Origin of the sequence: Streptomyces populi (assembly GCF_002911015.1) — a bacterium.
GTDB classification, from domain to species: domain Bacteria; phylum Actinomycetota; class Actinomycetes; order Streptomycetales; family Streptomycetaceae; genus Streptomyces; species Streptomyces populi.
In genome coordinates, this window is the sequence record NZ_KZ626881.1 from 1 (window position 1) to 23418 (window position 23418).

21 protein-coding genes and 1 pseudogene are annotated in these 23418 nt (G+C 71.7%); 12 read left to right on the forward strand and 10 right to left on the reverse strand.

All coding sequences use genetic code 11. From position 1 onward, the window contains the following. From CW362_RS21670 to CW362_RS21675, 3 genes and pseudogenes are all read left to right on the forward strand, one after another. Window positions 1-419: fatty acid desaturase family protein (locus CW362_RS21670; RefSeq protein ID WP_206301014.1), on the forward strand; the 419-nt coding region annotated here is incomplete at its 5' end. 82 nt (window positions 420-501) lie between these two features. Beyond that, window positions 502-675, forward strand: a pseudogene (locus tag CW362_RS44685) (DUF6207 family protein); the annotation flags it as partial. A gap of 58 nt (window positions 676-733) precedes the next feature. Further along, entirely contained in the window at window positions 734-1570 is an 837-nt protein-coding gene (locus CW362_RS21675; RefSeq protein WP_103551172.1) for a hypothetical protein, read from the forward strand. Window positions 1571-1655: 85 nt separating this feature from the next. Here CW362_RS21675 and CW362_RS21680 read toward each other — a convergent pair whose 3' ends face one another. Then, window positions 1656-2360, reverse strand: coding sequence for an SDR family NAD(P)-dependent oxidoreductase (locus CW362_RS21680; protein ID WP_103551173.1), 705 nt, complete (start codon window positions 2358-2360; stop codon window positions 1656-1658). 80 nt (window positions 2361-2440) lie between these two features. Here CW362_RS21680 and CW362_RS21685 point away from each other — a divergent pair, with 80 nt between their 5' ends. After that, complete coding sequence (locus tag CW362_RS21685; RefSeq protein ID WP_103551174.1) at window positions 2441-2800, forward strand: winged helix-turn-helix transcriptional regulator; 360 nt, start codon at window positions 2441-2443, stop codon at window positions 2798-2800. A gap of 276 nt (window positions 2801-3076) precedes the next feature. After that, on the forward strand, window positions 3077-4219 hold the full coding sequence (locus tag CW362_RS21690) for an abortive phage infection protein (protein WP_103551175.1): 1143 nt from the start codon (window positions 3077-3079) through the stop codon (window positions 4217-4219). A gap of 26 nt (window positions 4220-4245) precedes the next feature. Here the strand turns inward: CW362_RS21690 and CW362_RS21695 are convergent, their stop codons facing one another. Continuing rightward, window positions 4246-5031, reverse strand: coding sequence for a hypothetical protein (locus CW362_RS21695; protein WP_103551176.1), 786 nt, complete (start codon window positions 5029-5031; stop codon window positions 4246-4248). 661 nt (window positions 5032-5692) lie between these two features. On the opposite strand from CW362_RS21695, the gene CW362_RS21705 reads away from it, so the two are divergent. Together CW362_RS21705 and CW362_RS21710 are read left to right on the forward strand one after the other, a co-directional pair. Then, on the forward strand, window positions 5693-6661 hold the full coding sequence (locus tag CW362_RS21705) for an SDR family NAD(P)-dependent oxidoreductase (protein WP_240657963.1): 969 nt from the start codon (window positions 5693-5695) through the stop codon (window positions 6659-6661). Window positions 6662-6733: 72 nt separating this feature from the next. Continuing rightward, a complete protein-coding gene (locus tag CW362_RS21710; RefSeq protein ID WP_103551179.1) occupies window positions 6734-7741 on the forward strand; it encodes a terpene synthase family protein in 1008 nt (335 codons plus the stop codon). A gap of 101 nt (window positions 7742-7842) precedes the next feature. Here CW362_RS21710 and CW362_RS21715 read toward each other — a convergent pair whose 3' ends face one another. Together CW362_RS21715 and CW362_RS21720 are read right to left on the reverse strand one after the other, a co-directional pair. Continuing rightward, window positions 7843-8694, reverse strand: coding sequence for a Cof-type HAD-IIB family hydrolase (locus CW362_RS21715; protein WP_103551180.1), 852 nt, complete (start codon window positions 8692-8694; stop codon window positions 7843-7845). A gap of 41 nt (window positions 8695-8735) precedes the next feature. Next, the gene (locus tag CW362_RS21720) at window positions 8736-9878 is read right to left on the reverse strand and encodes an ROK family transcriptional regulator (RefSeq protein WP_103551181.1); all 1143 of its coding nucleotides are present in this window, start codon (window positions 9876-9878) and stop codon (window positions 8736-8738) included. Window positions 9879-9963: 85 nt separating this feature from the next. Between CW362_RS21720 and CW362_RS21725 the strand changes: the two genes are divergently transcribed. The 4 genes from CW362_RS21725 to CW362_RS21745 all read left to right on the forward strand — a co-directional run bounded on the left by CW362_RS21725 (window position 9964) and on the right by CW362_RS21745 (window position 14519). Further along, window positions 9964-11286 (forward strand): DUF1479 domain-containing protein, encoded by a 1323-nt coding sequence (locus CW362_RS21725; RefSeq protein ID WP_103551182.1) that lies wholly within the window; start codon window positions 9964-9966, stop codon window positions 11284-11286. 411 nt (window positions 11287-11697) lie between these two features. Continuing rightward, window positions 11698-12576 carry a CPBP family intramembrane glutamic endopeptidase gene (locus tag CW362_RS21735; protein ID WP_103551183.1) on the forward strand — a complete coding sequence of 293 codons (879 nt, stop codon included), beginning with the start codon at window positions 11698-11700 and terminating at the stop codon, window positions 12574-12576. 28 nt (window positions 12577-12604) lie between these two features. Beyond that, window positions 12605-13822, forward strand: coding sequence for a sensor histidine kinase (locus tag CW362_RS21740; protein ID WP_206301015.1), 1218 nt, complete (start codon window positions 12605-12607; stop codon window positions 13820-13822). A gap of 4 nt (window positions 13823-13826) precedes the next feature. Continuing rightward, entirely contained in the window at window positions 13827-14519 is a 693-nt protein-coding gene (locus tag CW362_RS21745; RefSeq protein ID WP_103551185.1) for a response regulator, read from the forward strand. Between the two features lie 275 nt (window positions 14520-14794). Here CW362_RS21745 and CW362_RS21755 read toward each other — a convergent pair whose 3' ends face one another. Both CW362_RS21755 and CW362_RS21760 read right to left on the reverse strand, forming a co-directional pair. Next, the gene (locus CW362_RS21755; RefSeq protein WP_240657964.1) at window positions 14795-15598 is read right to left on the reverse strand and encodes a YwqG family protein; all 804 of its coding nucleotides are present in this window, start codon (window positions 15596-15598) and stop codon (window positions 14795-14797) included. 62 nt (window positions 15599-15660) lie between these two features. Beyond that, window positions 15661-16407, reverse strand: a complete 747-nt coding sequence (locus CW362_RS21760) for an ArsR/SmtB family transcription factor (protein ID WP_206301016.1) — start codon at window positions 16405-16407, stop codon at window positions 15661-15663. 30 nt (window positions 16408-16437) lie between these two features. Between CW362_RS21760 and CW362_RS21765 the strand changes: the two genes are divergently transcribed. After that, window positions 16438-17067: a flavin reductase family protein gene (locus CW362_RS21765; RefSeq protein ID WP_103551188.1), complete on the forward strand. Its 630-nt coding sequence runs from the start codon at window positions 16438-16440 to the stop codon at window positions 17065-17067. A gap of 379 nt (window positions 17068-17446) precedes the next feature. On the opposite strand, the gene CW362_RS21770 is transcribed toward CW362_RS21765, so the two are convergent. The 4 genes from CW362_RS21770 to CW362_RS21795 form a co-directional block, all read right to left on the reverse strand. Further along, complete coding sequence (locus tag CW362_RS21770; RefSeq protein ID WP_103551189.1) at window positions 17447-19345, reverse strand: SMI1/KNR4 family protein; 1899 nt, start codon at window positions 19343-19345, stop codon at window positions 17447-17449. A gap of 546 nt (window positions 19346-19891) precedes the next feature. After that, window positions 19892-20548: a hypothetical protein gene (locus CW362_RS21780; RefSeq protein WP_103551191.1), complete on the reverse strand. Its 657-nt coding sequence runs from the start codon at window positions 20546-20548 to the stop codon at window positions 19892-19894. A gap of 357 nt (window positions 20549-20905) precedes the next feature. Further along, the gene (gene abc-f, locus CW362_RS21790; RefSeq protein WP_103551193.1) at window positions 20906-22552 is read right to left on the reverse strand and encodes a ribosomal protection-like ABC-F family protein; all 1647 of its coding nucleotides are present in this window, start codon (window positions 22550-22552) and stop codon (window positions 20906-20908) included. A gap of 423 nt (window positions 22553-22975) precedes the next feature. Next, window positions 22976-23338 carry a winged helix-turn-helix transcriptional regulator gene (locus tag CW362_RS21795; protein WP_103551194.1) on the reverse strand — a complete coding sequence of 121 codons (363 nt, stop codon included), beginning with the start codon at window positions 23336-23338 and terminating at the stop codon, window positions 22976-22978. Window positions 23339-23418: the final 80 nt, after the last annotated feature.

Below are 23418 nucleotides of genomic sequence, written 5' to 3' on the forward strand. Positions count from 1 at the left end.
TCACCGCGAACCTGGTCCGCAACATCTGGTCCCACTCGGTGATCATGTGCGGGCACTTCCCCGAGGGCGTGCAGGTCTTCGAACGCCGGTCGATCAAGAACGAGACGCGCGGCCAGTGGTACCTGCGCCAGATGATGGGCTCGGCGAACATCAGCGGCAGCAAGGCCATGCACTTCATGACCGGCAACCTGTCGCACCAGATCGAGCACCACCTGTTCCCGGACCTGCCGAGCAACCGGTACGCCGAGGTCGCGGTGAAGGTGCGCGCGCTGTTCGAGAAGTACGAGCTGGAGTACGTCACCGGGCCGCTGCCCAAGCAGGTGTTCTCCGCGTGGCGCAAGGTCGTCCGGCTCTCGCTGCCGAACAAGAAGCCCAAGGTCGGGATGCCGGACCGCGAGCAGGAACTCGTCGCGGCCTGACTCCCGGTACCGGTTCAGATCTCTCGACCGTACCGGCGGCACCGCCGGTACGGTCTGCCGTCGCGGACGCCGGGCGACCGCGGCGGCAGACCGTACGGCACGGGATCCGGGGCGGCCCGGTGTCCGACCGCGCTGCCGCCCGGACGTACGCCAGGAGCTCGACGGCTGCTCCCCCGGGCGCCGACGGGGCACCGCTCGTCGGCGACGCCTGAACACCGCCGCGACCCTCACGTGTCACCGCGGACCCGCCAGGTGAAATGACCTCTGGAAGTAATCCCTTGCCGGGAAGGGACCCTCGTGCTGACACTGATCCCATGGCCAGAGCAACGAGGGAACCTCTACCGGGAGGCGGTGTCGTCCTGGCCGTACCGGACGGCCCGTCAGGCCCGCCCCCGCTGCGCTTCGAGCGGGCCGCGGACCGCGGGTGGATTCTCCGGCAGGGTGAACGGCCGCTGATCCAGGCCCGATCGGAGGGCGACGGCTGCTGCCGCGACCTCCACCTGCGCCGTCTTCCCGGCCACCGCTCCCCATTGCCGCCCCTGACCGCCGCGGCGATGCGGACCGGGGCCGACTGGCCGCACCGGTACGCGCTGTGGCTGGAGGAGACGGAGCTCGGCCCACTGCACTTCGGGCGCTGGCTGCTGACTTCGCGCTCCACTTCCGCTCCGGGTATCTGGGACTGCGACCTCGTCCAGGACTGGCCGGACGCCACCCTCGAACTGCTCTGCGGGGGTGGCTGGCACGGTGTCCTGCCGCTGCGTCCGCTGTCGGCACCGGACGGCTCGCGCGTGAAGGCGTACCGCAAGCACGCCCGGGAGGGCACCCTCGCCCCGGTCCTGCTGTGGTGGGTGTCCTTTCTGGACGGTTGGTTGCTCCTCGACGGTCATGACCGGGCTGCTGCCGCTCTGGCCGAGGGCATGCGACCGGCCTGCGTCGAACTGGTCCGCCTACCGGACGACGCCGACTGGCGGGCGACCGCCGAGGAGATCACCGCAGCACACGAGGAACAAATGGCGCGGCTGGCCGAGCGCCCCGCGGGCCCGCACACCGCACGTCAACGGCAGGCGCTGGACCGGGGCTACGCCGATGTGATCTCCACCCTGGCGTACGACGCGAACGTCACTCCCGTGTTCGAGGACCCCCGCGACTGACCACCTCGCGCTGCTCCTCTCACCACGCACCGAACGGCGGCACAGGATCGCGGTACGTCGGTCCGGAGAGCCGCTCGACGGCCGATCAGGTGGACTTGTGGCGGGCGCCTCCCTCGACGTGGATCGTCTCGCCGGAGACGAAGCCCGCGCGCAGGAGCCACATCACCGCGTCGACGACGTCGTCGGCCTCGCCGTGGCGTTCGACGAAGGTTCCGTCCGCACTCTTGCTCAACAAGGCGGCCTTCTTCTCACCGAGGCGATCCCACGCGCCCGAGTCCACGACACCGGGCGAGACGGCATTGACCCGTACCGGCGCCAGATCCGCCGCCAGGTGGCGCGCGACGTACTCGACCGCACCGTTCGTGACGCCCTTGACGAGTGACCCCGGCCCGGGGCGCCAGCCGACCACACCGGAGAACAGCACCATCGACCCGGTCGGCCGCAGTACCGGTGCGAAGTGCTTGGCCACCAGCATCGGGCCGACCACCTTCGCCGTGAACGCGGCCAGCAGCTCGTCGCGATCCAGCTCGGTCGCGCGAACATCGTGCGGTGCCGAACCGGTCGTCACGATGTGGTCGATCCCGTCCCTCAAACGCTCCGCCGCGGCCGCGATCGTCGACTCGTCCTGCAGATCGACCCGCACCGCCGTGGCCCCGATCTCGCCCGCCAGCACGTCGGCCGCGGCCAGATCGCGGGCACCGACGACAACCTCGTACCCGTCCTTCGCCGCACGCCTCGCGACCGCCGCGCCCAACGCCCGTGCACCGCCGATGACCAGGATCCGTTCCATGTCCCTCGACTCCCTTCCGTAGGATCGAGGACCACGGTATGGATTTGATACCGGTATCTTCAACGGAACTGGGAGCAGCGATGGGCAAGGCGTACGACGTGATGGCAGCGACCTGCCCGAGCCGCACGGTGCTGCACCGCATCGGCGCCCGCTGGACCGTGTTCGTCGTCAACGCCCTCGACGACGGACCTCGCCGCTTCAGCGAACTGAAGGGGCACATCCGGGGCATCACCCCGAAGGTCCTGACCGAGACCCTCCGCTCCCTGGAAGCCGACGGTCTGGTCAGCCGCCACGCGTACGACGAGAACCCACCCCGCGTCGAATACGCCCTGACACCCCTGGGCCGCTCCCTGCTCGTCCCGCTCCGCGCGGTACGACTCTGGGCCGAAGAGCACGTCCCGGACATCGAGGCGGCCCGATCCCGCCGGCCGACTCCCTGACCCATGAGCCCACCGCCGGTACGAAGCTCGCGGTGGCGGCACGCCCCGGCACCCGGTCCATGCCGACGTCAAGCACACCGACGAATCCGATGTGGGGCCGTACACGTCTCGCGGAGGGAGCCGTGGCCGTCAACGCGCCGACCACGGAGAGCGCGCTCCTGGAGCATCCATGCCTTCGGACCGTCGCCGTAGACCTTCGGCGGACGACATGGAACCCGGTGGCTTCCCAGACTGGGTCCGAGGCGAAGGACGCCGGTGCGGGAGTCGGGAGGCGCGATGCAGGGGAAGCCGGGAATCAGCCGGGCACGGTTCCTGGGGATGGCGGCGGCCGTCGGCGGCGCGGCGGCACTGCCCGTCGGTACGGCGGCGCGGGCCGCGGCCTCGGACGGGCGGACGACGCCCGGTCGGCGCGGGCTGACCCACCGGGGCGTGGTGTACGAGGTCGGCGCCGGAGAGACGCCCGCGACGGCGTGGAACGCCAGGACCATGCGTGCGGACCTGCGCGCCGTCTCCCGTGACCTGCACGCCGATTCCGTCAAGGTCACCGGGGACGGCGTCGCACGGCTCACCGCGACCGCGGCCGAGGCGGCTGAGCGCGGCCTGAACGTCTGGCTCGAACCGACCCTCGGGGACGTGCCCGAGCGGGAGATCCTGGACCACCTCGCGGAGACGGGCCGGTACGCCGAGCGGCTGCGACGGCAGGGCGCCGGCGTGCATCTGAGCGTCGGCTGCGAGTTCGTGCTGTACGTCCCCGGCATCGTGCCCGGCGCGAACGCCCAGGAGCGTGTCGAGCACCTGCTCGAGGGGGACTTCGACCCGGTCCTCATGGCCCGGCGGCTGCGCCGGTTCACCGCGAAGGCCGCGCAGGTGGGCCGGTCGGTCTTCAAGGGGCCGTTGACGTACGCGGCGGCCCAGGACGAGGACGTCGACTGGCGTCTCTTCGACCTCGTGGGCATCGACTACTACGGGTACTTCCGGCGGCCCTCGGACTACCTCCGCGATCTCGCCGCCTACCGCCGGTTCGGAAAGCCCGTCGCCGTCATGGAGTTCGGCTGCTGCACCTTCGAGGGCGCGCCGGAGCGCGGCGGCATGGGCTGGGACGTCGTCGACCACACGAAGGAACCCCCGGAGATCGAGGCGGGTGTCGTACGCAGCGAGCGCGCCCAGGCCCGGTATCTGACGGACGTACTGGCGGCGTTCGAGGCGTTGGGGCTGTACTCGGCGATGGCGTACACCTTCGTCTCCCGCGACGCACCGCACCGTCCGCGCGACCCGCGCCACGACCTCGACACGGCGAGCTACAGCATCGTGAAGACCGTGGAGGACCGCCCCGGCGACCCTGCCTCCGGCGTGCACTGGCAGCCCAAGGCGGCCTTTCACGCCCTGGCCCGGCAGTACGGGCGCGCCCGCCGCGGCTGACGTCCTGCGCCGGTGCCGTACCGCCGTCAGTACCGCCAGGCGAAGGACGCACTCTCCCGCATGTCGCCCTGGCAGACGACGTCGGCGATCCGGTTCGCGAAACGCCGGTAGGCGGCCTCCTGTCCGGCGGTCAGCACCCGTGGTGCCGGGGCGCCGGCGTCCGCCCGGTCCGCCGGGGCGAGCAGCGGCCGCAGCAGAGCCAGGTCCCGCGGCGCGGGTTCGGGACGGAGCGTGTCCAGCAGGATCCGTACGTTGAAGCACAGGCTCGAGGCGGTGGACGGGCCGAGCGGGTACGGGTGCTGTCCGGCGATCCGGTCCAGCAGGGCGGTGCCGTGCAGCCGCCCGGCCAGCACCTTCGTCAGGCGGTCCAGGAGGGCCGCGAGGGTGTCGAGGTCCCGCGCCGCGATCTCCACCAGGTGGACGGGTATGTGTTCGCGGCCGTCGGGTCCCCACAGGCCGCTGCCCCGGGCGACCCGGTCGCGCTCCTCCGTCGCCAGCCGGCACACACGGTTCACGACCGATTCCCTCGGGTCGCGGTGTTCCGCGGGCTCGGCGAAGGGGTCGACGGGCTCGGGAACGTGGGTGCGCAGCGCTTCGGGGAGCGCGGCGCACAGCGCCTCCCAGGCCGCCAGGGCGGCCACCGGATCGACTCCGTCCGGCAGTTGGGCCGGCTGCTCCACGGCCGCGGCCGCGAGGGGGACGAGGAGCATGGAGTGCGCCCGGTGGAAGTGCCAGAGCCAGGCGGGGTCGCCCGGCACGAGCCGTTCGCAGCGCACGTCGACCGTGCCGGGGGTGTCTTCGCCGAGTGTCACAGGATCCTCCGAGGCCGGTTTCGGGCATGGCGGACAGGCGTACGTACGCGCCCTTCCGACGAGCCCTCATCATATCGTCACACTGACGATATCGGGGTCGGTTCCCTGAACTCCCGCCGCTCCCGGCCGACGCCGGTCGTACGAGGGCCGCCGCGACCCATGTCCTGTACGAGCCGGGCGAAGACCCGTGGTCCCCCCGGACGTCGTGGTGATCGGAAACCACGCGTGGGTGACCCCGGACAACTCCCCCAGGACCGGCACGGCGACGTACGGACCGACCGCCTACGTCGGTGACGCTGGCGCCGCGGCGGACGACCTCGCCGTCGGCAACGCCCTGCAGACGCGCTGGCTCGCATCCCCGGAACACCTCGCGGCACCGATCGCACACGCCGATCACTTCCGCGAAGCCGATCGCACCGGACGGGACTCACCGCCCGCGCCCCCCGAAGACCCCCGGTGGCGCGGGGGCGCCGGCCTGTCGCGTTCCTCGCTCCGACATGCGCTCACGCCCCTCATGTGCGCTGGAGCGTTCGGAGTGGGCCGTGGTGCGTTCCCGTGCGTCGTTCCGACCATCGCGCCCCCTGCCGTGACCTTGTGAGGCGGCGCCGGGCGACCTGACCATGAGGGCCTGGCAGCTCACGGGGGAGGGTCATTGGACACGGTGGAACCGTTTCGCTTCGACGGCCGGGTGGCGGTGGTGACCGGCGCCGGGCGCGGGCTGGGCCGGGAGTACGCGACGCTGCTGGCCAGGCGGGGCGCGAAGGTGGTGGTCAACGACGTGGGGACCGGGATCGACGGCCGCGGGTCGTCGGCGTCGCCCGCGCGTACCGTGGCCGAGGAGATCGACGCGACGGGCGGTGAGGCCGTCGCGGACGTCCACGACGTCTCCACCCCGGCCGGCGCGCGGGCACTGGTGGCCGCCGCCGTCCAGCGCTGGGGACGGCTGGACGTCGTGGTCAACAACGCGGGGATCTCGATCCTGCGGCCGCTCACGGAACTCACGGACGACGAGTGCCGCCGGGTGCTGGACACCCACGTGGGCGGGACGTTGAACGTGTTGCGAGCGGCGTGGCCGCACATGGTCGCCTCGGGTTACGGACGCGTCGTCAACACCTGCTCGGACGCGCTGTTCGGCGACACCGGGCTCAGCGTCTACGCCGCGGGCAAGGGCGCCGTGCTGGGGCTGACGAAGTCCCTGGCCGCAGAGGGCGCGGGGCACGGGATCAAGGTCAACGCGGTCGTCCCCGTCGCGGGCACCCGCATGTCCCTGGAAGCGGTGCGGGACGACGAACGGATGACCGGTCTGCTCACGTCGTTGTTCCCCGCCCGGCACGTCGCGTCCGTGGTGGCGTTCCTGGCCCACGAATCGGTGCCCTGCACCGGTGAACTGCTCCACGCGGCCGGGCGCCGGGTCGGGCGGATCTTCCTGGGTGCCGCGGACGGCGTGCTGTTCGCCGAAGACCCCACTCCGGAGGCGATCCGCGAGCACTTTCCCGGGGTCGGCGATGCCGATTCCTTCCGCACGCCGGAGACGGTCAGCGCGTCGATGGCCTTCTCGCTCGGCCGGCTGGGCGTCGGTGGCGCGGCCGCCCTCGACCTGGAGCTCTCCACACCACCCGCCCCGGCATGACGCCCACCGCCCGGGCCGCGGACAGCAGCGATCGCGTGACGGTCGCACCCTCCTACGATGCCGGGGGACCCCATGCCACAGGACGTCGACTTCGACCTGCCCCTCCCCGCGGAGATCAGCCCCGATCTGGACGTCGCACGCCGGCACAACGTCGACTGGGTGAGCCGGCTGGGGCTGGTCGGCGGCGGGCGGTCCCTGGCCTGGTACACCTCCTGGGACATGCCGCGCCTGGCCGCCCTCGGTTTCCCCTACGCGCGCGGCCCGGCCCTGGAGCTGTGCGCCGACGCGATGGCGTTGTTCTTCGTCTTCGACGACCAGTTCGACGGCCTGCTGGGCCAGGACCCGTCCCGGACCGCGGCCGTGTGCCAGAAGATGATCGACATCGCCCACGGCGCCCGCCCGGGCCCCGGCGCGGACCCGTGTGCGCTGGCGTTCGCCGACGTATGGGCGCGCAGCACCGACGGGGCGCATCCCGGCTGGGTCACACGCGGCAGACATGAGTGGGAGTACTACTTCGCCTCCCAGGCCCACGAGGCGATAGGCCGGCTCCGCGGAACCCCGGGAGACATGGAGGCCTACCTCCAGGTGCGGCGCGGCATCGCCGGTACCGATCTGCCGCTCTCCCTGGGCGAGCGGGCCGCCGGCATCACCGTCCCCGCGACCGCCTTCCACAGTCCTGAGCTGCGCATCATGCGGCAGGCGGCGATAGACGTCACGTTCATGTGCAACGACGTCTACTCGCTGGAGAAGGAGGAGGCGCGCGGTGACATGGACAACCTCGTCCTGGTCATCGAACACGGCCGTCGCTGCACCCGTGCCGAGGCCGTCGCCGAGGCTCGCCGGGAGGTCGGGCGACGCGTCGAACGGTTCGAGGCACTCGCTCTGCAAGTGCCCGGTCTCTGTGCGCTGTTGAGGCTCACCGACGTGGAAGCGGCCGCCGTGCGCACGTACGTGGAGATCATGGCCGCGTGGATGAGCGGCTATCACGCCTGGCAGACCCGGACCCGCCGCTACACGAACGCGCTCCACGTCCTCCCCCGCACCGGACCGGGCTACTTCGACCAGATCATCGGCGCCTGACGGCACCCTGCCCGCGCCCGGCAGGTCGGCCGCAAGCCGTCCGTCCGGGAAGCCGGGGGTTGTCCGGCGGGGCAGGAGGCCGTACGGCCGCGGGGCCGGCGTCAGATGTCCAGAACGCTCCTGATGGTGCGGACGACACCGTCGTCGGTGTGCGCGGGAGCCAGGTGGCGGGCGCGGGCGAGGACGGCGGGGTGGGCGTTGGCCATCGCGTACGACCATTCGGCGGCGTCGAGCATGCCGAGGTCGTTCAGATAGTCCCCGAACACCATCGTCTGGTCCGGGCCGACGCCCAGGTGCTCCTGGAGCCGGCGCACGGCGACTCCCTTGTCGGCGGTGTGGTTCATGACGTCGATCCAGTGCTCGCTGGAGACGACGACCTGGTGGGTGTCGGCGAAGGGGGCGAGGGCGGGCGCCGTGGTGCGCTCGATCGACCCGAAGTCGAAGACCGCGACCTTGACGATCTCGTCGTCCACCGCGGTGGCGTCGTCGACCAGTCGGTGCGCGTGGTAGTAGCGGCCCACTTCGTCGAGGAAGGCGGGGTCGTGGCGTTCGATGTAGGCCGCGCGCTTGCCGCACACGACGACGCCCACGTCCACGCCCTCGTCCGCGAGCTGCCGGACGGACTTGACCAGTCGCGCGGAGACGGCGGGGTCGAGGGGGTCCGAGGAGACCTCGGTGCCGTCGCGGACGACGAACGCGCCGTTCTCCGCTATGTAGACCATGCCGTCGTCCGCGCCGTCGAACAGGTGGGCCAGCGTGGCGTACTGACGTCCGCTGGCGGGACTGAAGACGACGCCCCGGCGGCGCAGGTCGGCGAGCAGGGGCCACAGGCCCTCCGGCACGCGTCCGTCGGCGTCGAGCAGGGTGCCGTCCATGTCGGTGACGACGAGCCGGATGTCGGGACGGTCGGCGGAGGAAGCAGGGGCAGAGGCGGGCGCGGTTCGCGTGTTCATCGTGTTCCGGGAGGGTCGGTGCGGAAAGGGACTGAGGGTGGTCACCACTGTGTGGTGGGGTGGGCGGCGCGGACGATCAGGGAGGCGAGCTCCTCGACGGCGCGGGCGCGCGCCCCGGTCAGCTCGGGCAGGGTCAGGGCCGCCGCGCTGAGCGGGACGGAACGTGGTGAGCGGGCGAGGTGTTCCTCGATCGCGGCGATCAGGCGGGGGTGGGAGCCCCAGGGTCCGCCCAGGACGACCGTACGGGGGTCGGCGAAGGCGAGGGCGGCGGACAGGACGCCGCCGATGGCGCGCGCCAGGGCGAGGCGTACCCGCTCGGCGCGGGTGTCGGAGGTGTCCAGGATGTCCAGCAGTTTCGGCACGTCGACGGCGGTGGAGGAATTCCGGCGCAGATCGAGCGCGGCGAACACCTCCGTGAAGGCCATGGCCTGCCCGTCCGGGCCCGCGGTGTACAGGTGCGCGACCTCCCCGACGAGGCCACCGTGTCCGCGGCGCACCACGCCGTCGCCGACCACCGCGCAGCCGAGGCCTTCTCCGAGGTGGAGGTAGACGAAGTCGTCGACGCCCTGCACGCAGCCGTGCTCGTACTCCGCGCGGGCCGCCCAGTTGACGTCGTTGTCGACGAGGACCGGGCCGGTCACCGCGCCGGCCAGGACGGCGGGCGGATCGAGCTCGCCCACGAGGAACGGGGCGTCCGGCAGGTGCACCAGCCGGCCGGTCGCCCGGTCGACGGGGTCCGCGGCGCTCACGACCGCGAGGCGCAGCGGGCCGGCGGACTCGCCGCCGAGCCGGGCGGCCGCCGCGCCGAGCGCCTCGGCGGCCGCTTCCTGTCCCGCGTCGGCGTGCAGCGCGGTGCGGACCTGTCCGCGGGTGCGCCCGAGGGCGTCCACGGCCTCGGCGACGACGCCCTGCGGGGTGATGCTCGCCACCAGGGCGGTACCGAGGTGCGGTGCCAGCGCGTAGTACGAGCCGACCCGGCCGCGCCCGGTGGTGCGTTCGCCGGTGTCGACGACGAGCCGTGCCCGCTCGAGGCGCTGGACGCTCTCGGAGATGGTCGGCTTGGAGATGCCGGTCCTGGTGGCGATCTCGGCTCGGGTGAGCCGGTCGTGGGCCATCAGGACCCGCAGCACGTTCTCGTCCGTCAGGGCCCGCAGCAGTTCCAGGGACGGTTTCGGCGCGGTCATGCGAGCAGTCTAGTAAGGACTCTTGCCTAAAGGTGCACGGGGGGTTACGTTCATCTAGTAAGGAGTCCTGACCAAAGGAGCTGAGATGACGCTCACCGCCGAGCAGCGCCCCGTGCCCTCACTGCCGCACTGGAACCAGACCCCCGAGGACATCGCCGCGGCCGTCCGTGAGATCAAGCGCGCCCTGCGCGCCCGCATCGAGGCGCACGGCCGCACGGTGGAGCAGGCCTTCGCCGCCGTCGAAGAACGCGTCGGGGCACGCGTCGCGGAGATCGAGGCCGACCGCGAGCGCGGCGAGGAGATCTGGCCCGTCCTGGACTACGACGCGATCGCCGCCGGCGCCGTCTCCCCGGCCGAGGCGGCCAAGCTCGCCAAGCGCGGCTGTGTCGTGGTGCGCGGCCACTTCCCGCACGAACAGGCGCGGGCCTGGGACCGGGACATCGTCGACTACGTCGAGCGCAACAAGTTCTTCGAGACCTACACCGGCCCCGGCGACGACTTCTTCGGCAGCGTCGGCTCCAAGCCCGAGATCTACCCCGTCTATTGGTCGGAGGCCCAGATGCGGGCCCGCCAGTCCGACCGGACGGCCACCGTCCAGTCCTTCCTGAACTCCTTCTGGAAGCACACCGACGACGAGGGCACCCAGTGGTTCGACCCCGACCGCGACGCCCTCTACCCCGACCGCATCCGCCGCCGCCCGCCGGGCACGGACTCCTCCGGCCTCGGCACCCACTGCGACCCCGGAACCCTCGACCTGTGGATGACCCAGGAGTACCAGCAGGCGTTCCGTCACCTCTTCAGCGGCCAGGTCGAGCGGTACGACCCCTGGGACCCCGCCCACCGCACGGACGGGCCCCAGTACCCCGGCTCCACCATGTGCTCCGCGTTCCGCACCTTCCAGGGCTGGACCGCGCTGTCCGACATGGATGCCGATCAAGGCGTCCTGCACACCGTCCCGGTCCCGGAGGTGATGGCCTACCTGCTGCTGCGCCCCCTGCTGCCGGACGTCCCCGAGGACTCCATGTGCGGCGTACGGCCCAACCAGGTCTTCCCCGTGACCAAGCGCTGGCACCCGGACCTCTACCGCGCCCTGACCCCGATCCCCGACGTCAGGGCGGGCGACTCCGTGTGGTGGCACTGCGACATGGTCCACAGCGTCGCGCCCGTCGAGAACCAGAAGGGCTGGGGCAACGTCATGTATATCCCCGCGGCGCCCTGGTGCCCCCGCAACGAGAAGTACGCGGCCGACGTCAGGGAGGCGTTCACCACCGGCTCCAGCCCGAGCGACTTCCCCGAGGAACACTACGAGCGTTCCTGGAACGGCCGGTTCACCCTCGACCAGCTCAACGAAACCGGACGCCGGGGCCTCGGCCTGCCCCGGCGTCCGGACCCGACGACCCTCGTGTAGTGCGTGGGCCCCCTACCGGGGAGACGGCCCCGCGGCTGGGCCGTCTCCCGTGGTCGGCGGGATCGGCGGGGGAAGGTGCCGCTGTACGGAGCGTGCCCGCACGAGGAGGTGCCGGGGCCGAAGCCCTGGACGCCGTCGTCGCTCCGGACCGCCTCGTGGAAGCCGCTGCCGCAGGTCGACGTCGGCGCGATCGCGAAGCCCTCCAGGTTGTCGGCCGGCATGACGGCCGGGTTCGTGCGGGTCGCGTCCGGCACGATCGCGCCCGAGATGCCCGACAGGGTCGAGCTGAGCCGGCGCATCCCCCGTGAGAGCTACAGGAGCTGTCGATGTGCGGGGGATTCGCGGACATCGGCGGCCTTACTAGCGTGGCCGTCAGGTCGCTGTAGGTGCGACCACTACGGGGAGGCCACCATGGGCACGACGTCCGCCGCACAGCACGACACAGGCTCAGGCCCGGACAAGGACCGCGACGGACGCGGCGGCCGCTTCGGCCGGATCGCGCGCTCTCCGCTCGGCTGGATGCTGACGGGGATGGTCGGCGTCGGCCTGGTCTCGGGCCTGACGGCGACCGGCCCCGGCCCGGTGCCGGTACTGGGCGCGGCCGCCGCGGTGGCCGTGTACTGGTGGGTCATGCGCCGTGTCGCACGACGCTCCACTCCGGAGATCGCCCGGCTCGGGGCCGGCCGGGAGGTGCTGCTCGGCGGCGGGATCGGTCTGGGCTTCATCTTCGTCTCCGCCGTCCTGATCACGGCGTTCGGAGGCTACTCGTTCTCCTGGGCGGGCAACGGCTTCATGTCGGTCCTCTGGACGACAGTCGTGGTGCAGATCGGTGCTGCGGTCACCGAGGAGTTGCTCTTCCGCGGTCTCGCCCTCCAGGCCCTGGAGCAACTGTGGGGCAGCCGGGCCGCCATCGTGATCACCTCGCTGTTCTTCGGTGTCGCCCACCTGGGCGCCCCTGGAGCGAGCGCGTGGAGCGGACTGGCGATCGCCCTGGAGGCGGGCGGCCTGCTCGGGGCCGCGTTCTTGTGGCGGCGTAACATCTGGTTCGTCGCGGGCCTGCACTTCGCCTGGAACGCCACGGAGCAACTGCTCGGCATTCCGGTCTCCGGACACACCCCCGAGGGTTGGTTCACCGTCGACACGCACGGCTCCGCCCTCCTGACCGGCGGCAGCTTCGGTCTGGAGACGTCGGTCGTGTCCGTCCTCATCGGCGTGGCTCTCGCCGCCCCGATGCTCGTCCTCGCCCACCGGGGCGGTGGGATCAAGTCCCGCCGACGCGCGGGCCACTGAGAGCGGCCGACCGGAGGAAACGGAAGTGATGTCCCGCCAGGCGCCCTGGAGCCTCCCACCGCTCCGGGCGCCGCTCGACCGGTGGCAGGAGCGGGACGCTTTCCTCAGGGACGGCGTCCTCGCCCTGGCGCTCACCCTGCTGGCCTTCGTGCCGACCCTGTCCCACATCGGTGCGCAGATCGGTGATCTGCCCGAGCGGCCGGCGAACGAGCTGGGCGTCGGGCTGGTCCTGGCCCAGACCCTGCCGCTGGCCCTCCGCCGCAGGTGGCCCGCGGCCTGCCTGGCCGGCGTCGCGGGCGCGTTCGCCGTGCACCAGGCGCTGGGCTTCGCGACGACGTTCGCCAGTGTGGGGCTGTATCTGGCCCTGTACTCCGCCGGAGCCCACCAGGTCCGCTTCCGCCACGGTCTGGCCGTCGTGGCGAGCGTGGGCTACGCCGTGCTGGCCGTCGTCCTGGACCGCCTCGGCTCACCGCAGTCGATGCCGGACTATCTCGCGTTCTCCCTGGTTCTGGCCGCGGTCTGGCTGGTGGGCAGCACGGTGCGCACGCGGCGGAGGGAAGAGGCCGGGCGGCGGCGGCTGGCCGCCGAGACGGCCACGGCCGCCGAGCGGGCGCGGATCGCCCGCGAGCTGCACGACGTGGTCACCCACCACGTGACGGCGATGGTGGTCCAGGCCGACGCGGCGCAGTTCTTGCTCACGTCCGCGCCGGAACGCGTCGGCGAGGGGCTGACAGCCGTCAGCGACACCGGTCGTCGGGCGCTGACGGAACTGCGGTACCTGCTCGGCGTCCTGGAGGCGACCGGCGAGTCGGCGTCCGCGGATCTGGCGCGTGCGGGCCGGGCACCCGCCCTGGGACGGGTGGGGGACCTGGTCGAGCAGGCCCGCGGGTCGGGTCAGCCGGTCGAGTTCGGCGAGCAGGGCGAGCGGCGGCCGCAGAGCGTGGACGTGGAGCTGGCCGCGTACCGGGTGGTGCAGGAGGCGCTGACCAACGCCATGAAGTACGCGACCGGGAAGCCGACGCGGGTCCTGCTCCGGCACGGCGACCAGCACATCGGGATCGAGGTGACCACCGACGGCCCCGTCGCCGCACCGGTCACGCGGAAACCGGGCCCTGCCGGCGGACGAGGACTGGCCGGGCTGCGTGCACGGGTGCGGATGCTCGATGGTGAACTGGAGGCCGGTCCCCGGCCCGAGGGCGGGTTCGAGGTCCGCGCCACGATTCCGTCCAAGCCCCTTCAGGAGTGATCCCGTGAGCGATGCGCCGTCCCCGATCCGTGTGCTCGTCTGCGACGACCAGGCGCTGGTGCGGACCGGCTACGTCACCATCTTCTCCGCGCAGCCCGACATGGAGGTCGTCGGGGAGGCCGAGAACGGTCACGAGGCGGTTCGGGCCGCGCGGGAACTGCACCCCGACGTGGTCGTGATGGACATCCGGATGCCCCTGCTCGACGGTATCCAGGCGACGCGGCAACTGGCCGGTCCCGGGGTCGAAGGCGCGCCGAAGGTACTGGTCGTCACCACGTTCAACGTCGACGCCTACGTCTACGACGCGTTGCGCGCCGGAGCGAGCGGCTTCCTCCTCAAGGACGCGCCTCCGGCGGAGCTGGTGGGCGGCATCCGGACCGTCGCCCGGGGCGAGGCCCTGCTGGCACCCGCCGTCACCCGCCACCTCATCGGGCACTTCGCCCAGCATCTGCGACCGGCCGACACCTCCCGGCCGGCCAGGCAGGACGTCGTACGTGCGCTGACCCCTCGCGAGTTGGAAGTGCTCCAGCTGATCGCCGAGGGGCTGTCGAACGCGGAGATCGCCGCGGCGATGTTCATCACGCCCGAGACCGTCAAGACCTACGTGTCGCGAATCCTGGCGAAACTCGGCCTGCGCGACCGCGTCCAGGCAGTCGTCCTCGCTCACCGGGTCGGACTGGTCTCCGGCACGCCGTGAACCGGCATGGGGAGCCTGCCGAGGTCCCCCGGTCGGCCCGCTCGTTCAAGGGTCGAGCCGCCGCGCGTGGGCTCGGCCCGCCACATGGCCGCCGACCGGGAGCAGGACTCGACGAGTTGACGCATCTCCCCCGGCACGGCGATCCTGGGCGCGCCGATCCCGTCGTACTCGAACGACGATGAAGCCGTCACCGTCGTTCCCGAGCCGCTCGATCCCGTTGATGTCAGGCGCCCGGGGCGCTCTGGACGGGCGGCCGCTGATCGCGTCGAGTTCGGTCAGGTGCAATCACCAAGAAATCGGCCTTCGCGGTGGTCGGAACTCATGAAGACGAATCCGCTGCCGTACCCAAAGTTGAGGAAGAAGGGGTCGCCCGAGTCCGTCTCCTCGCCCCGGTCCGCGAACTGGCAGAGAAACTGCCACGAGTCGTCTTCGACACCCCAGGCCCGTCCGTTGGGCAGCACCGCCGTGCCGCCCATGAAGTCCTCGGGCTCGTCGCCGGACGGCAATCGCACCTCCGGACCCTCGTGGCGCATGTAGCGCCACCATGCGGCGTGGTGATTCGCCTCTGCGTCGAGTTCGGGCGGCATGGGCGTCAGATCCACCGACAACTCCACGGGGATCTCCGTCTCGTCGGCACCCCAACGCCACAGCGACCGTCCTTGGGTTCCCGGAGGTCCGATCACTGCGAACGACGGCACTCTGCCGCCGGGCTGTACGAGCACGACGGCCTCGCCCGAGGTCGGATCCATGCCCATGACTCGGTCGTCCTCTGCCAGGAAGAGGTACGCCAGACGCAGTTCTTCCCCTGGCACCCGGAACTGCCCGATGAAGACCAACGGCTCTCCCGTCGACGGATCCAGCGGCCAGGTCGGCTCCTCCAGCCACACCGGCCGGCCGCCGAACTTGGTGACCGGCTCCGTCACCGGCTCCGTCACGGCTCGGAAACTCATGGCGAGCCTCGGCAGGAAGGCTGCGTCGTAGGGCCCCGTGGCCTGGCCTGTCGGTCGAGAGAACACGGCGGCGACACTACGCCACGACACCGGCTCACCTTCTCTCCCCACCCTCGACTTGCTCTTCACGCTCCGGACGACGTCCCGAAGATGATCGCCCAGACGGAGAACCGTCGGACATGAAGAACAAGTCAGGGAGCCGTGAGCGCCTCGTCGGTCAGGCTCAGGTGACGCCGGAAGGCGTCGTGCCCCTGGTCCGTCAGCCGCACGACGCGGGAGTCTTTGGCCGGCACGAGCCAGGACTCCTGAACCGCGTGGTGGAATACGGCCGCGGCGACCGCGCCCGCCAGATGCAGGCGCCGCTCCGTCCAGTCCAGGCACGTGCGTACGTGTGGTTCCGTTTCCTGGGTGATGCCCGTGTCCATGAGCCACGCTGTGCCCGAGGAAGTGAGGGCCGGGCCGAACTCCCAGTCCAGGAAACCCTGTTCGGTCATCGCGTCGGTGATCGCCACGGACAAGGAGCCGCCGAGATGGTCGTAGCAGATACGGGCGAAGGCCACGGCACGGTGCCGGCGGGCGGCAACGAGCGAGCGGACCGGGACGAGCTGCCGCGGTGCCCGGGCGGCAAGGGCCTCGATCATCTCGGCGACGGCGGGGTCCGCCAGGCGCACGTAGCGGTGCCGGCCCTTGCGCTCCTCGGCCAGCAGGCCGCCGGTCACCAGCCGGTTCAGGTGGCTGGTCGTCGTGGACGGTGCGATCCCCGCGAGCTGTGCCAGTTCCGTCGCCGTCCACGCGCGGCCGTCGAGCAGCGCGAGGCAGAAAGAGGCGCGGGTACGGTCGGCCAGCAACGCTCCCAGGGCGGCGAGGTCGGGTTCTTCGGCGTGCGTGTCGGAGTTGATCACAGCACCATTGTCGGCAGCCGACGCTTCGACGCCCATCGAAACGTCCCGCCCCTAACGTCTTGAGGCATGACGACTGACACCCACCGAGTGGTCCGGCCGAGCATCCTCTACTTCGGCACGCCCGTGGTCCTGCTGACCACCGAGAACGATGACGGCACGTTCAACCTCGCCCCGATCTCCTCCGTCTGGGCGCTGGGACAGCACATCGTCCTGGGCCTGGGCCGTGAGAGCCGGACCGCGCGCAACCTCGCGGCGCGCTCCGAGCTGGTGATCAACGTCGCCTCGCCGGAGCTCTGGGAGCAGGTGGAGCGCCTGGCACCGCTCACCGGGGCCGACCCGGTGCCCGAGAGCAAGCGAGCGGTGTACCGGTACGAGCCCGACAAGTTCGCCGCGTCCGGGCTCACCCCGGCCGATTCCCACATCGTGAAGCCTCCGCGGGTCGCCGAGTGCGCCCTGCAGTTGGAGGCACGGGCCCGCTCACTGACGCCGGGCGGAGCGGGGCTCTTCTTCAGCGTCGAGTGCGACGTGCTGCGCGTCCACGCCGACGAACGCGTCGTCGTACCGGGCACGCACCACATCGACCCCGCTCTCTGGAGTCCGCTCATCTACAACTTCCGCCACTATCACGGTCTGGCACCGGAGGTCGGGTACGGCTTCCGCTCAGAAACGGTGAACACGACGACCCGTGCTGCATGATGGCCCCTCGGCATCCAACGGACAGTGGCGCAAGGGCGGCCCGGGCCGGTCGAGGGCGGCCCGGGCCGGTCGGTGCCCTCCGCCCAGGTGCGGTCCGTGGCCGCCCGATCGCGCACTTCGTCGGTCATGGCCTGGTACGCCTCGGAGTTCAGGGCGCGGCCCGGCCGGACGGCGGGGCCACCGGCACGTGGCCCGCCACGAGGCCCTGCGTCGGCCGACGTGGACAAGTGCCTGCGCTCCGTCCCGCCCACCTCGGCCCTGGTCGCCGGACTCTGCTCTCTCCGGATATTTTTGACATGGCGTCAGTACTGGGCGCAGCGGCCGGCCTCGCCGCGATCGCCGACGGGCCCGCCCTTCACCCGGGCGGGCCCGTCCGGTTTCACGCCTTGTGCCGCACGAACGCGAGGTGGACGAACGCCTCGCCCGTGCGTGGTGCCCGGGCCCATGACCGGGTGGTGAAGTTGCGGAGCCTGCCCCGGGTCAGCGCGAAACGGGGCAGGGAGAGGCCGAATTCTGTGTGCAGGGCTTCCAGTGCGCGCAGTTCGCCGTCACGTTCGGGAGCGTCCGGGCGGAACAGCCGTGCGGGGTCCAGGGCTTCGGGAATCGCTCCGGAGCGCTGGACCTGGGTACCCCGTACGGTGAACGCGTAGAGTTCCTCGCCCTGTTCGGCCACCGACAGGTGGAACGCCGCCGGGGTGCCGCCCGGAAACGGGCTCGCCGCCTCACGCCACACCACCACCGCCCGGCCGAAGGACGAGGCCGCCACGGCGGGAGAGACGAACCGATCGCCCGGACGGCGGCTGGAGTGGCCGTCGAAGGCGAAGGCCCACCCTTCGGCGGTGCGGCCCACGGCGACCACCGCCCGGTCCTCCCAGGGCTCCACGTCCTCCCGCTCAGGGGACCTGAACGCCCGCCAGGACGCCAAGCGCATGTCCACGGGCGCGCTCAGCTCCGCGCCTTCCTCGCCGATCAGAGCGGGCAGACGAGCGGGGTCGACTCCCTCGGTCCAGACACAGCGGTACCCGTCGCGACCCTGCCCGTTCGCCGGGGGCTCCGCCAGCCAGACGAGCCCGGGCGGGTCGAGATCGGGTACCGGCTCGGGCGCGGCCCCCCTCTCCCCCGCCCGCGGCGTCGCCAGGATCTCCCGTCCCCGCTCCGGTGTGACCAGCGGCCCCAGGAACGGATCGGCGAGCAGGCCGACCGGCACGATCAGCAAAGGACCGGGCGCCCGCCACAGCGGGAGCGCGTCCCGCAGCACCCGCCACGCCGCGTCCGTCCCACCCCAGCGGGCCAGCTCCCGGGCTTCGGCGACCGCCTGCCCCCACGGCCCGGGAGGCGCGTAGCGGTGGGTTCCCTCCCACATCGCGCCCAGGGTGTCCTCGGCGAACTTCCGGTCCACCCCGCAGGCGACCATCGTCGTGAGCCAGCGGCCGTCCTCCTCCCCGGGGCGCCGTCGGCGGTCGTCCGCCTGCGTCATGGCCTGCACGGGCAGGATCTCGGCCAGGTAGCGGGGGTCGGCCAGCAGGCTGCCGTAGTCCCGTGAGTCGTGCGGGGCCAGCAGGTGGCGGAGCTGGCCCAGCAGGACGGCACTGCGCGGGCGCCCGAAAGACCGAGCTTCCTCGAGCAGGGGCAGGGCCTCTTCGTACCGTCCGCGCAGGGCCAGCAGGCGGGCCTGGTCCACGTGGGCGTCCTGGGCGCGGGTGGTCGCGTTCATGAAGTCGGGCCGCTTCACCCGGTCGCCGTGGAAGCTGCGGTACATGGCCTCCATGTACGCGCGGAACGACGGGTACCGGTCCGGGAATTCGCCGCTCCAGCCCTTGTAGACGTACAGCGCCCACTCACCGTCCTCGTCGCGGTCACCCGGGTCGAGCAGGGCGTCCGACATGTCGGAGTCCGTCTCCAGCCGCAGCGCCCGCTGCCACATCCCGGCCAGCCGGACGTCCTCCTCGCTCGGGTCGTCGCCCAGGTTCTCCTGGTACACCGCGGTCATGCCGTGTGGATCCCGGCACCAGTCGATGTCGGCGACGCCGCCGAGCTGGTAGATCCCGGCCGTCTGGTCCACGTGCCACCCGTCGCTCACGGCCAGGAACTCACGGTAGGAGGGCGGCAGCCGCCGTCCCAACCGCTCCTCGGCCGCGGCGATCTCCGCTTCGTCCGCCCCGGGCCTGCCCAGGGGAACGGCGCTCTGCCCGCCGTCCTCGTCCCGGCCCGCACGCGGCACCCACTCCGCCTGCCAACGTCCCAGGAATTCAGTCCAGTCGAAAGATGCTCCGCTCATGATCGGATGGTGTCACCGACCACTGACAAACCGTCCAGCCCTCGAGCACGCCCACGGCCTCAGCGGTTCCGTCGGGGCCAGGGGGGCGGAGGTCGAGCGGGGAGGAGATCCATCCTCTCCTTGAGACGGGCCGACACCCGCAGCCGGGCGTCGTGACCGTCTTGCAGACGGGCGTTCAGGCTCTCGATCTCCCTGTCCCGGTGCCAGTACACCGTCGGGCCGAGCGGAGCGGAGTCGTCGGCAGCGAGTTCTTGCGACAGCTGGATGAGGTTCGAAATGGCGTTCACGGAGCGGGCCGTGCGGATCGGCACGGCGCAGACGACGTTGCGTGTCGGCAGGGGGACCAGCGCGCCGTTGGGAAGTTCGACACTTCCCTCCAGGCCTCGTCCAGGTGGAGGGCCTGACTGGCGCCTGGCCGGCCGGGCCACGGGATCAGGGCCAGCTCGGGGCCGTTGCCGGCGATCAAAAGCCGCAGCCGGCGCCTCATGGCGACGACCTCCGCGGGCCCCGGCGCGAAGAACCCCTGAGGCCGTCCCGGCCGCGTGATCAGGCGCTCTTCGCCGCCGGCGAACCGGCCGGACAGAGCTTGCGGGCGGCGGCACGCGCGGCGGCGTCCGTCTTCCCGGAGGGGCCCTCGGTCACGCGGTCACCGCAGGGCAGGAACCCGCCGCCGACCGTCTCCCACGTCACCACATGGCCCCGGACAGGCTTCGCGCCGCCCCGGCAGGTGTACGTGAAGTCGGCCTCGACCAGACCGACGGAGTGCCACACGTAGTAGGGCCCCTCGAGACCCATGGTGTCGTAGTCGAAGTGGGAGGGGGTCTTCTCCGGCTCGGCCGGCTCCGAGGGGTCCCCGAGCGGCTCGCGCGTCCCCAGCCGCCGGCCCAGGGCCTTGATGGCGTCCGCCGCACGGACCCCGGGGCCCGTGGACGTCACGTGGGGCTTGTAGCTGACACCCTTCAACGGCCTGATCACACCCGAGACGAAGTCCTTCTTCTTCGTGAGCGTGATCGGGTCGGCGAGCCCGGTCAGCCTCTGCTCGCGCACGATGCCGGACCAGGCGTACGTGCCGTGCGCGCACGCGACGGCCTCGTGGTCCTTCTCGTCCCGGTCACCCGTGCCGCCGGCACAGGCGGCGGCGCCCAGGAGGAGGACCGCCGTGGCGAGTCCCGTCGCGGTGTTCGTGAGTGTGCGCCGACGCATGCCGTTCCCGTGCCCCTGTGTCCCCGTGTCCCCGTGTCCAGCGATGATCACCGGATACGTGGCCACACCCTACTTGCCGGTGCTCCCGGCGGTCGGGGGCCTGCCGCGGTTCCTTCGCGCGCCTCCCCGGAAAGTCCTCGTACCCGTGGACCGGGGCCCGGAGGAACGCCACCGCGGACGCGCCGGCCGGGCGGTGGCGCTGCCCGGCCGCGTTCTCCGGACCGGGACCGACGTCGGGTACGAGGGGGGAAGCCGCTCGTGAGGCTTCACTCGGCGCGGGGCCGACAGCGTTGCGGCGCTGTCCAGGACCGTGCGCCCGACCGCCGCCGTACCGCGCAGGCGGTCCGGGAGTGTGGGTCAGCGTCTGCGGCCACCGCTCAGTTCCAGCCTCTCTCCGGGGAAACGCTCGCGGAAACCACTGTCGTGCGAGACCGCGACCACCGCACCCGGGTACGCCGCCAGTGCCGTCTCCAGGTCCTCGACCAGGTCGGGCGCCAGGTGGTTCGTCGGCTCGTCGAGTACGAGGAGGTCCGCGGGCCGGGTCACCAGGCGGGCGATCTGCAGCCGTCGCCGCTGGCCCGTGGACAGTGCCGTGACGGGGACGTGCAGGTCTTCCTCACGGAACAGGCCCAGTGCCAGCAACTGTTCGGCGTATTCCCGCGGCGGGCCGGGCCGTCCGGCCGTGAAGGCGGCGAGCAGCGGGAGCCGTGGGGAGTGGGCGGGCAGTTCCTGTTCCAGGTATCCGGTCCGGGCGGTACGGCGTGCTGTGCCCTCGTCCGGTTCCAGGCTGCCCGCCAGGACGCGCAGCAGGGTTGTCTTGCCCGCCCCGTTCTCGCCCGTGACCAGCAGCCGCTGCCCGGGGGTGACCGTCAGCAGCCCGTCGAGGCGCAGCCGTCCGCCGACCGCCACTCCCTCGAGTTCGACGAGCGGGTTCCCGGCGGTGTGCCCGTTGTCCGTCGCTGACAGTGCCGCCGTGAACCGCAGGGGTTTCGGGGGTGCCGTCACGGGGTTGCGCCGCAGGTGGGCCAGGCGTTCCCGGGCCGCCCGCACCTGTCCGCCGAGCTTGGCCTCGTGCGAGCGGCGGTGCTTGCCGAAGCCCTCGCCGGGGTCTCTGCCGGTGGTGGCCAGCCGTTTCCCGGCCGCTGCGACCAGTTCCTCGGTGTGGGTCACCTCCTGGAGCCAGTCCGCGTGTTCCTGTTCCGCGCGGCGCCGGGCGGAGGCCTTCGCGGCGCGGTAGCCGGCCCAGCCGTCGCCGTACCGGTGCACCGTGCGCGCGTCCCGGTCGACCTCGATGATCGTGGTGGCGATGCCTTCCAGGAAGCCGCGGTCGTGGGTGACCGCGACGACGGTGCCACGGTGCGCCCGCAGATGTTCCTCGAGCCAGCGCACGGCCGCCGCGTCGAGGTGGTTCGTCGGCTCGTCGAGGAGCAGCAGCTCGGGTGCGGCGGCCAGCACGCAGGCCAGCGCGAGGCGCGACTGCTCTCCGCCGGAGAGCGAGCCGAGCGCACGCTCGCGGGTGATCTCGGCGAGCCCGAGCCCGTGCAGGGCGACATCCACGCGGATGTCCGCCTGGTATCCACCGCGTTCCTCATACGCGATCAGCAGCTCGCCGTAGGCGTCGAGTTCGTCCGGTGAGGCCTCGCCCAGGCTCTCCTCCGCGCTGTGGAGCAGGCGTTCCATCTCTCTCAGGTCGGCGAGGGCGAGATCGACGGCGTCCTGCACGGTGCGGTCCGGATCGAGGTCGAGGGTCTGGGCGAGGTGTCCCGTGCCGCCGGGGAAGCTGACAGTGATCTCTCCGGTGTCCGGCGCTTCGGCGGCGGCGAGCAGTCGCAGCAGTGTGGACTTGCCGGAGCCGTTCTCACCGATGACGGCGGCTCTCTCCCCGGGGCGGACGGTGAAGGAGACCTGGTCGAGGACAGCCCGCGTGCCGTAGGACTTGGTGACGTTCTTGACGGACAACTGTGCCGTGGAAGCGGGCACGACGGTATGGGCGCGTTCGCGCATGTGACTTTCCCTGAGGATACGAAGTGTCTACGGGCAGCAGAAACGGCGGCGTCGGCCGTGCCCGGACTCAGAGAAAGTGGTAAAAGTCCATAACTCCACCATACCGAAATAAGAGATACCGCCTCTACTCATATACGTCACAGCGCCCGTGCCCCCACCCGAGCCCCCGTTCCGCAGCCGCGGGCCCAGGCGGCCGACAGTGCGTCCGAGCCTTGAGCCGAGGATCGTCGTGCCGGCGAGTCCCAGGCGCCTTCGGCGTTCCGGCGTCGGACGTCGCCCGGGGCTCACTCCCACCTGCTGCAGATCCTCGAGGACTACGCGGCAGTTGCCGTCACCCTCCCACCCGACTCGGGCCGGAGTCTGCTCCGGCCCTGATCAGATGCCTCACCCGCAGACACGCCCAACGGCTTCGCCAGGGCCTTTTCAGCCCGCCTTCTCCTCCGGCCCGCGAACGGCCTGCCGTTCGCGTCCCCAGGCGGCGAGCGGCTGGAGCGCGTCGTTGAGGCGCTTGCCGTCCTCGGTCAGTGAGTACTCGACGCGGGGCGGCACCTCGTCGTAGGACACCCGGCGCACGACACCGTCCGCCTCCAACTCCCGCAAGTGGGAGGCCAGTACCTTCTCGGTGATCCCCGGGAGCAGTCGACGCAGTTCGCCGAAGCGGCGGCAGGGGTGCTCGTGGAGCGCCCAGAGGATCAGCACCTTCCACTTGCCGCCGATCACCTCCATCGCGGTGTCCATCCCGCAGACGTGTCCGTCCGGCCCGCCCGGCCGGTTCAGCGTCGCCATGCCCCACCCCTCCGACGTGCTCGCTCACCCCAGGGTAACCACCCACTCCGAAGTACGTACTTGATCACCTTTGGGCCGGT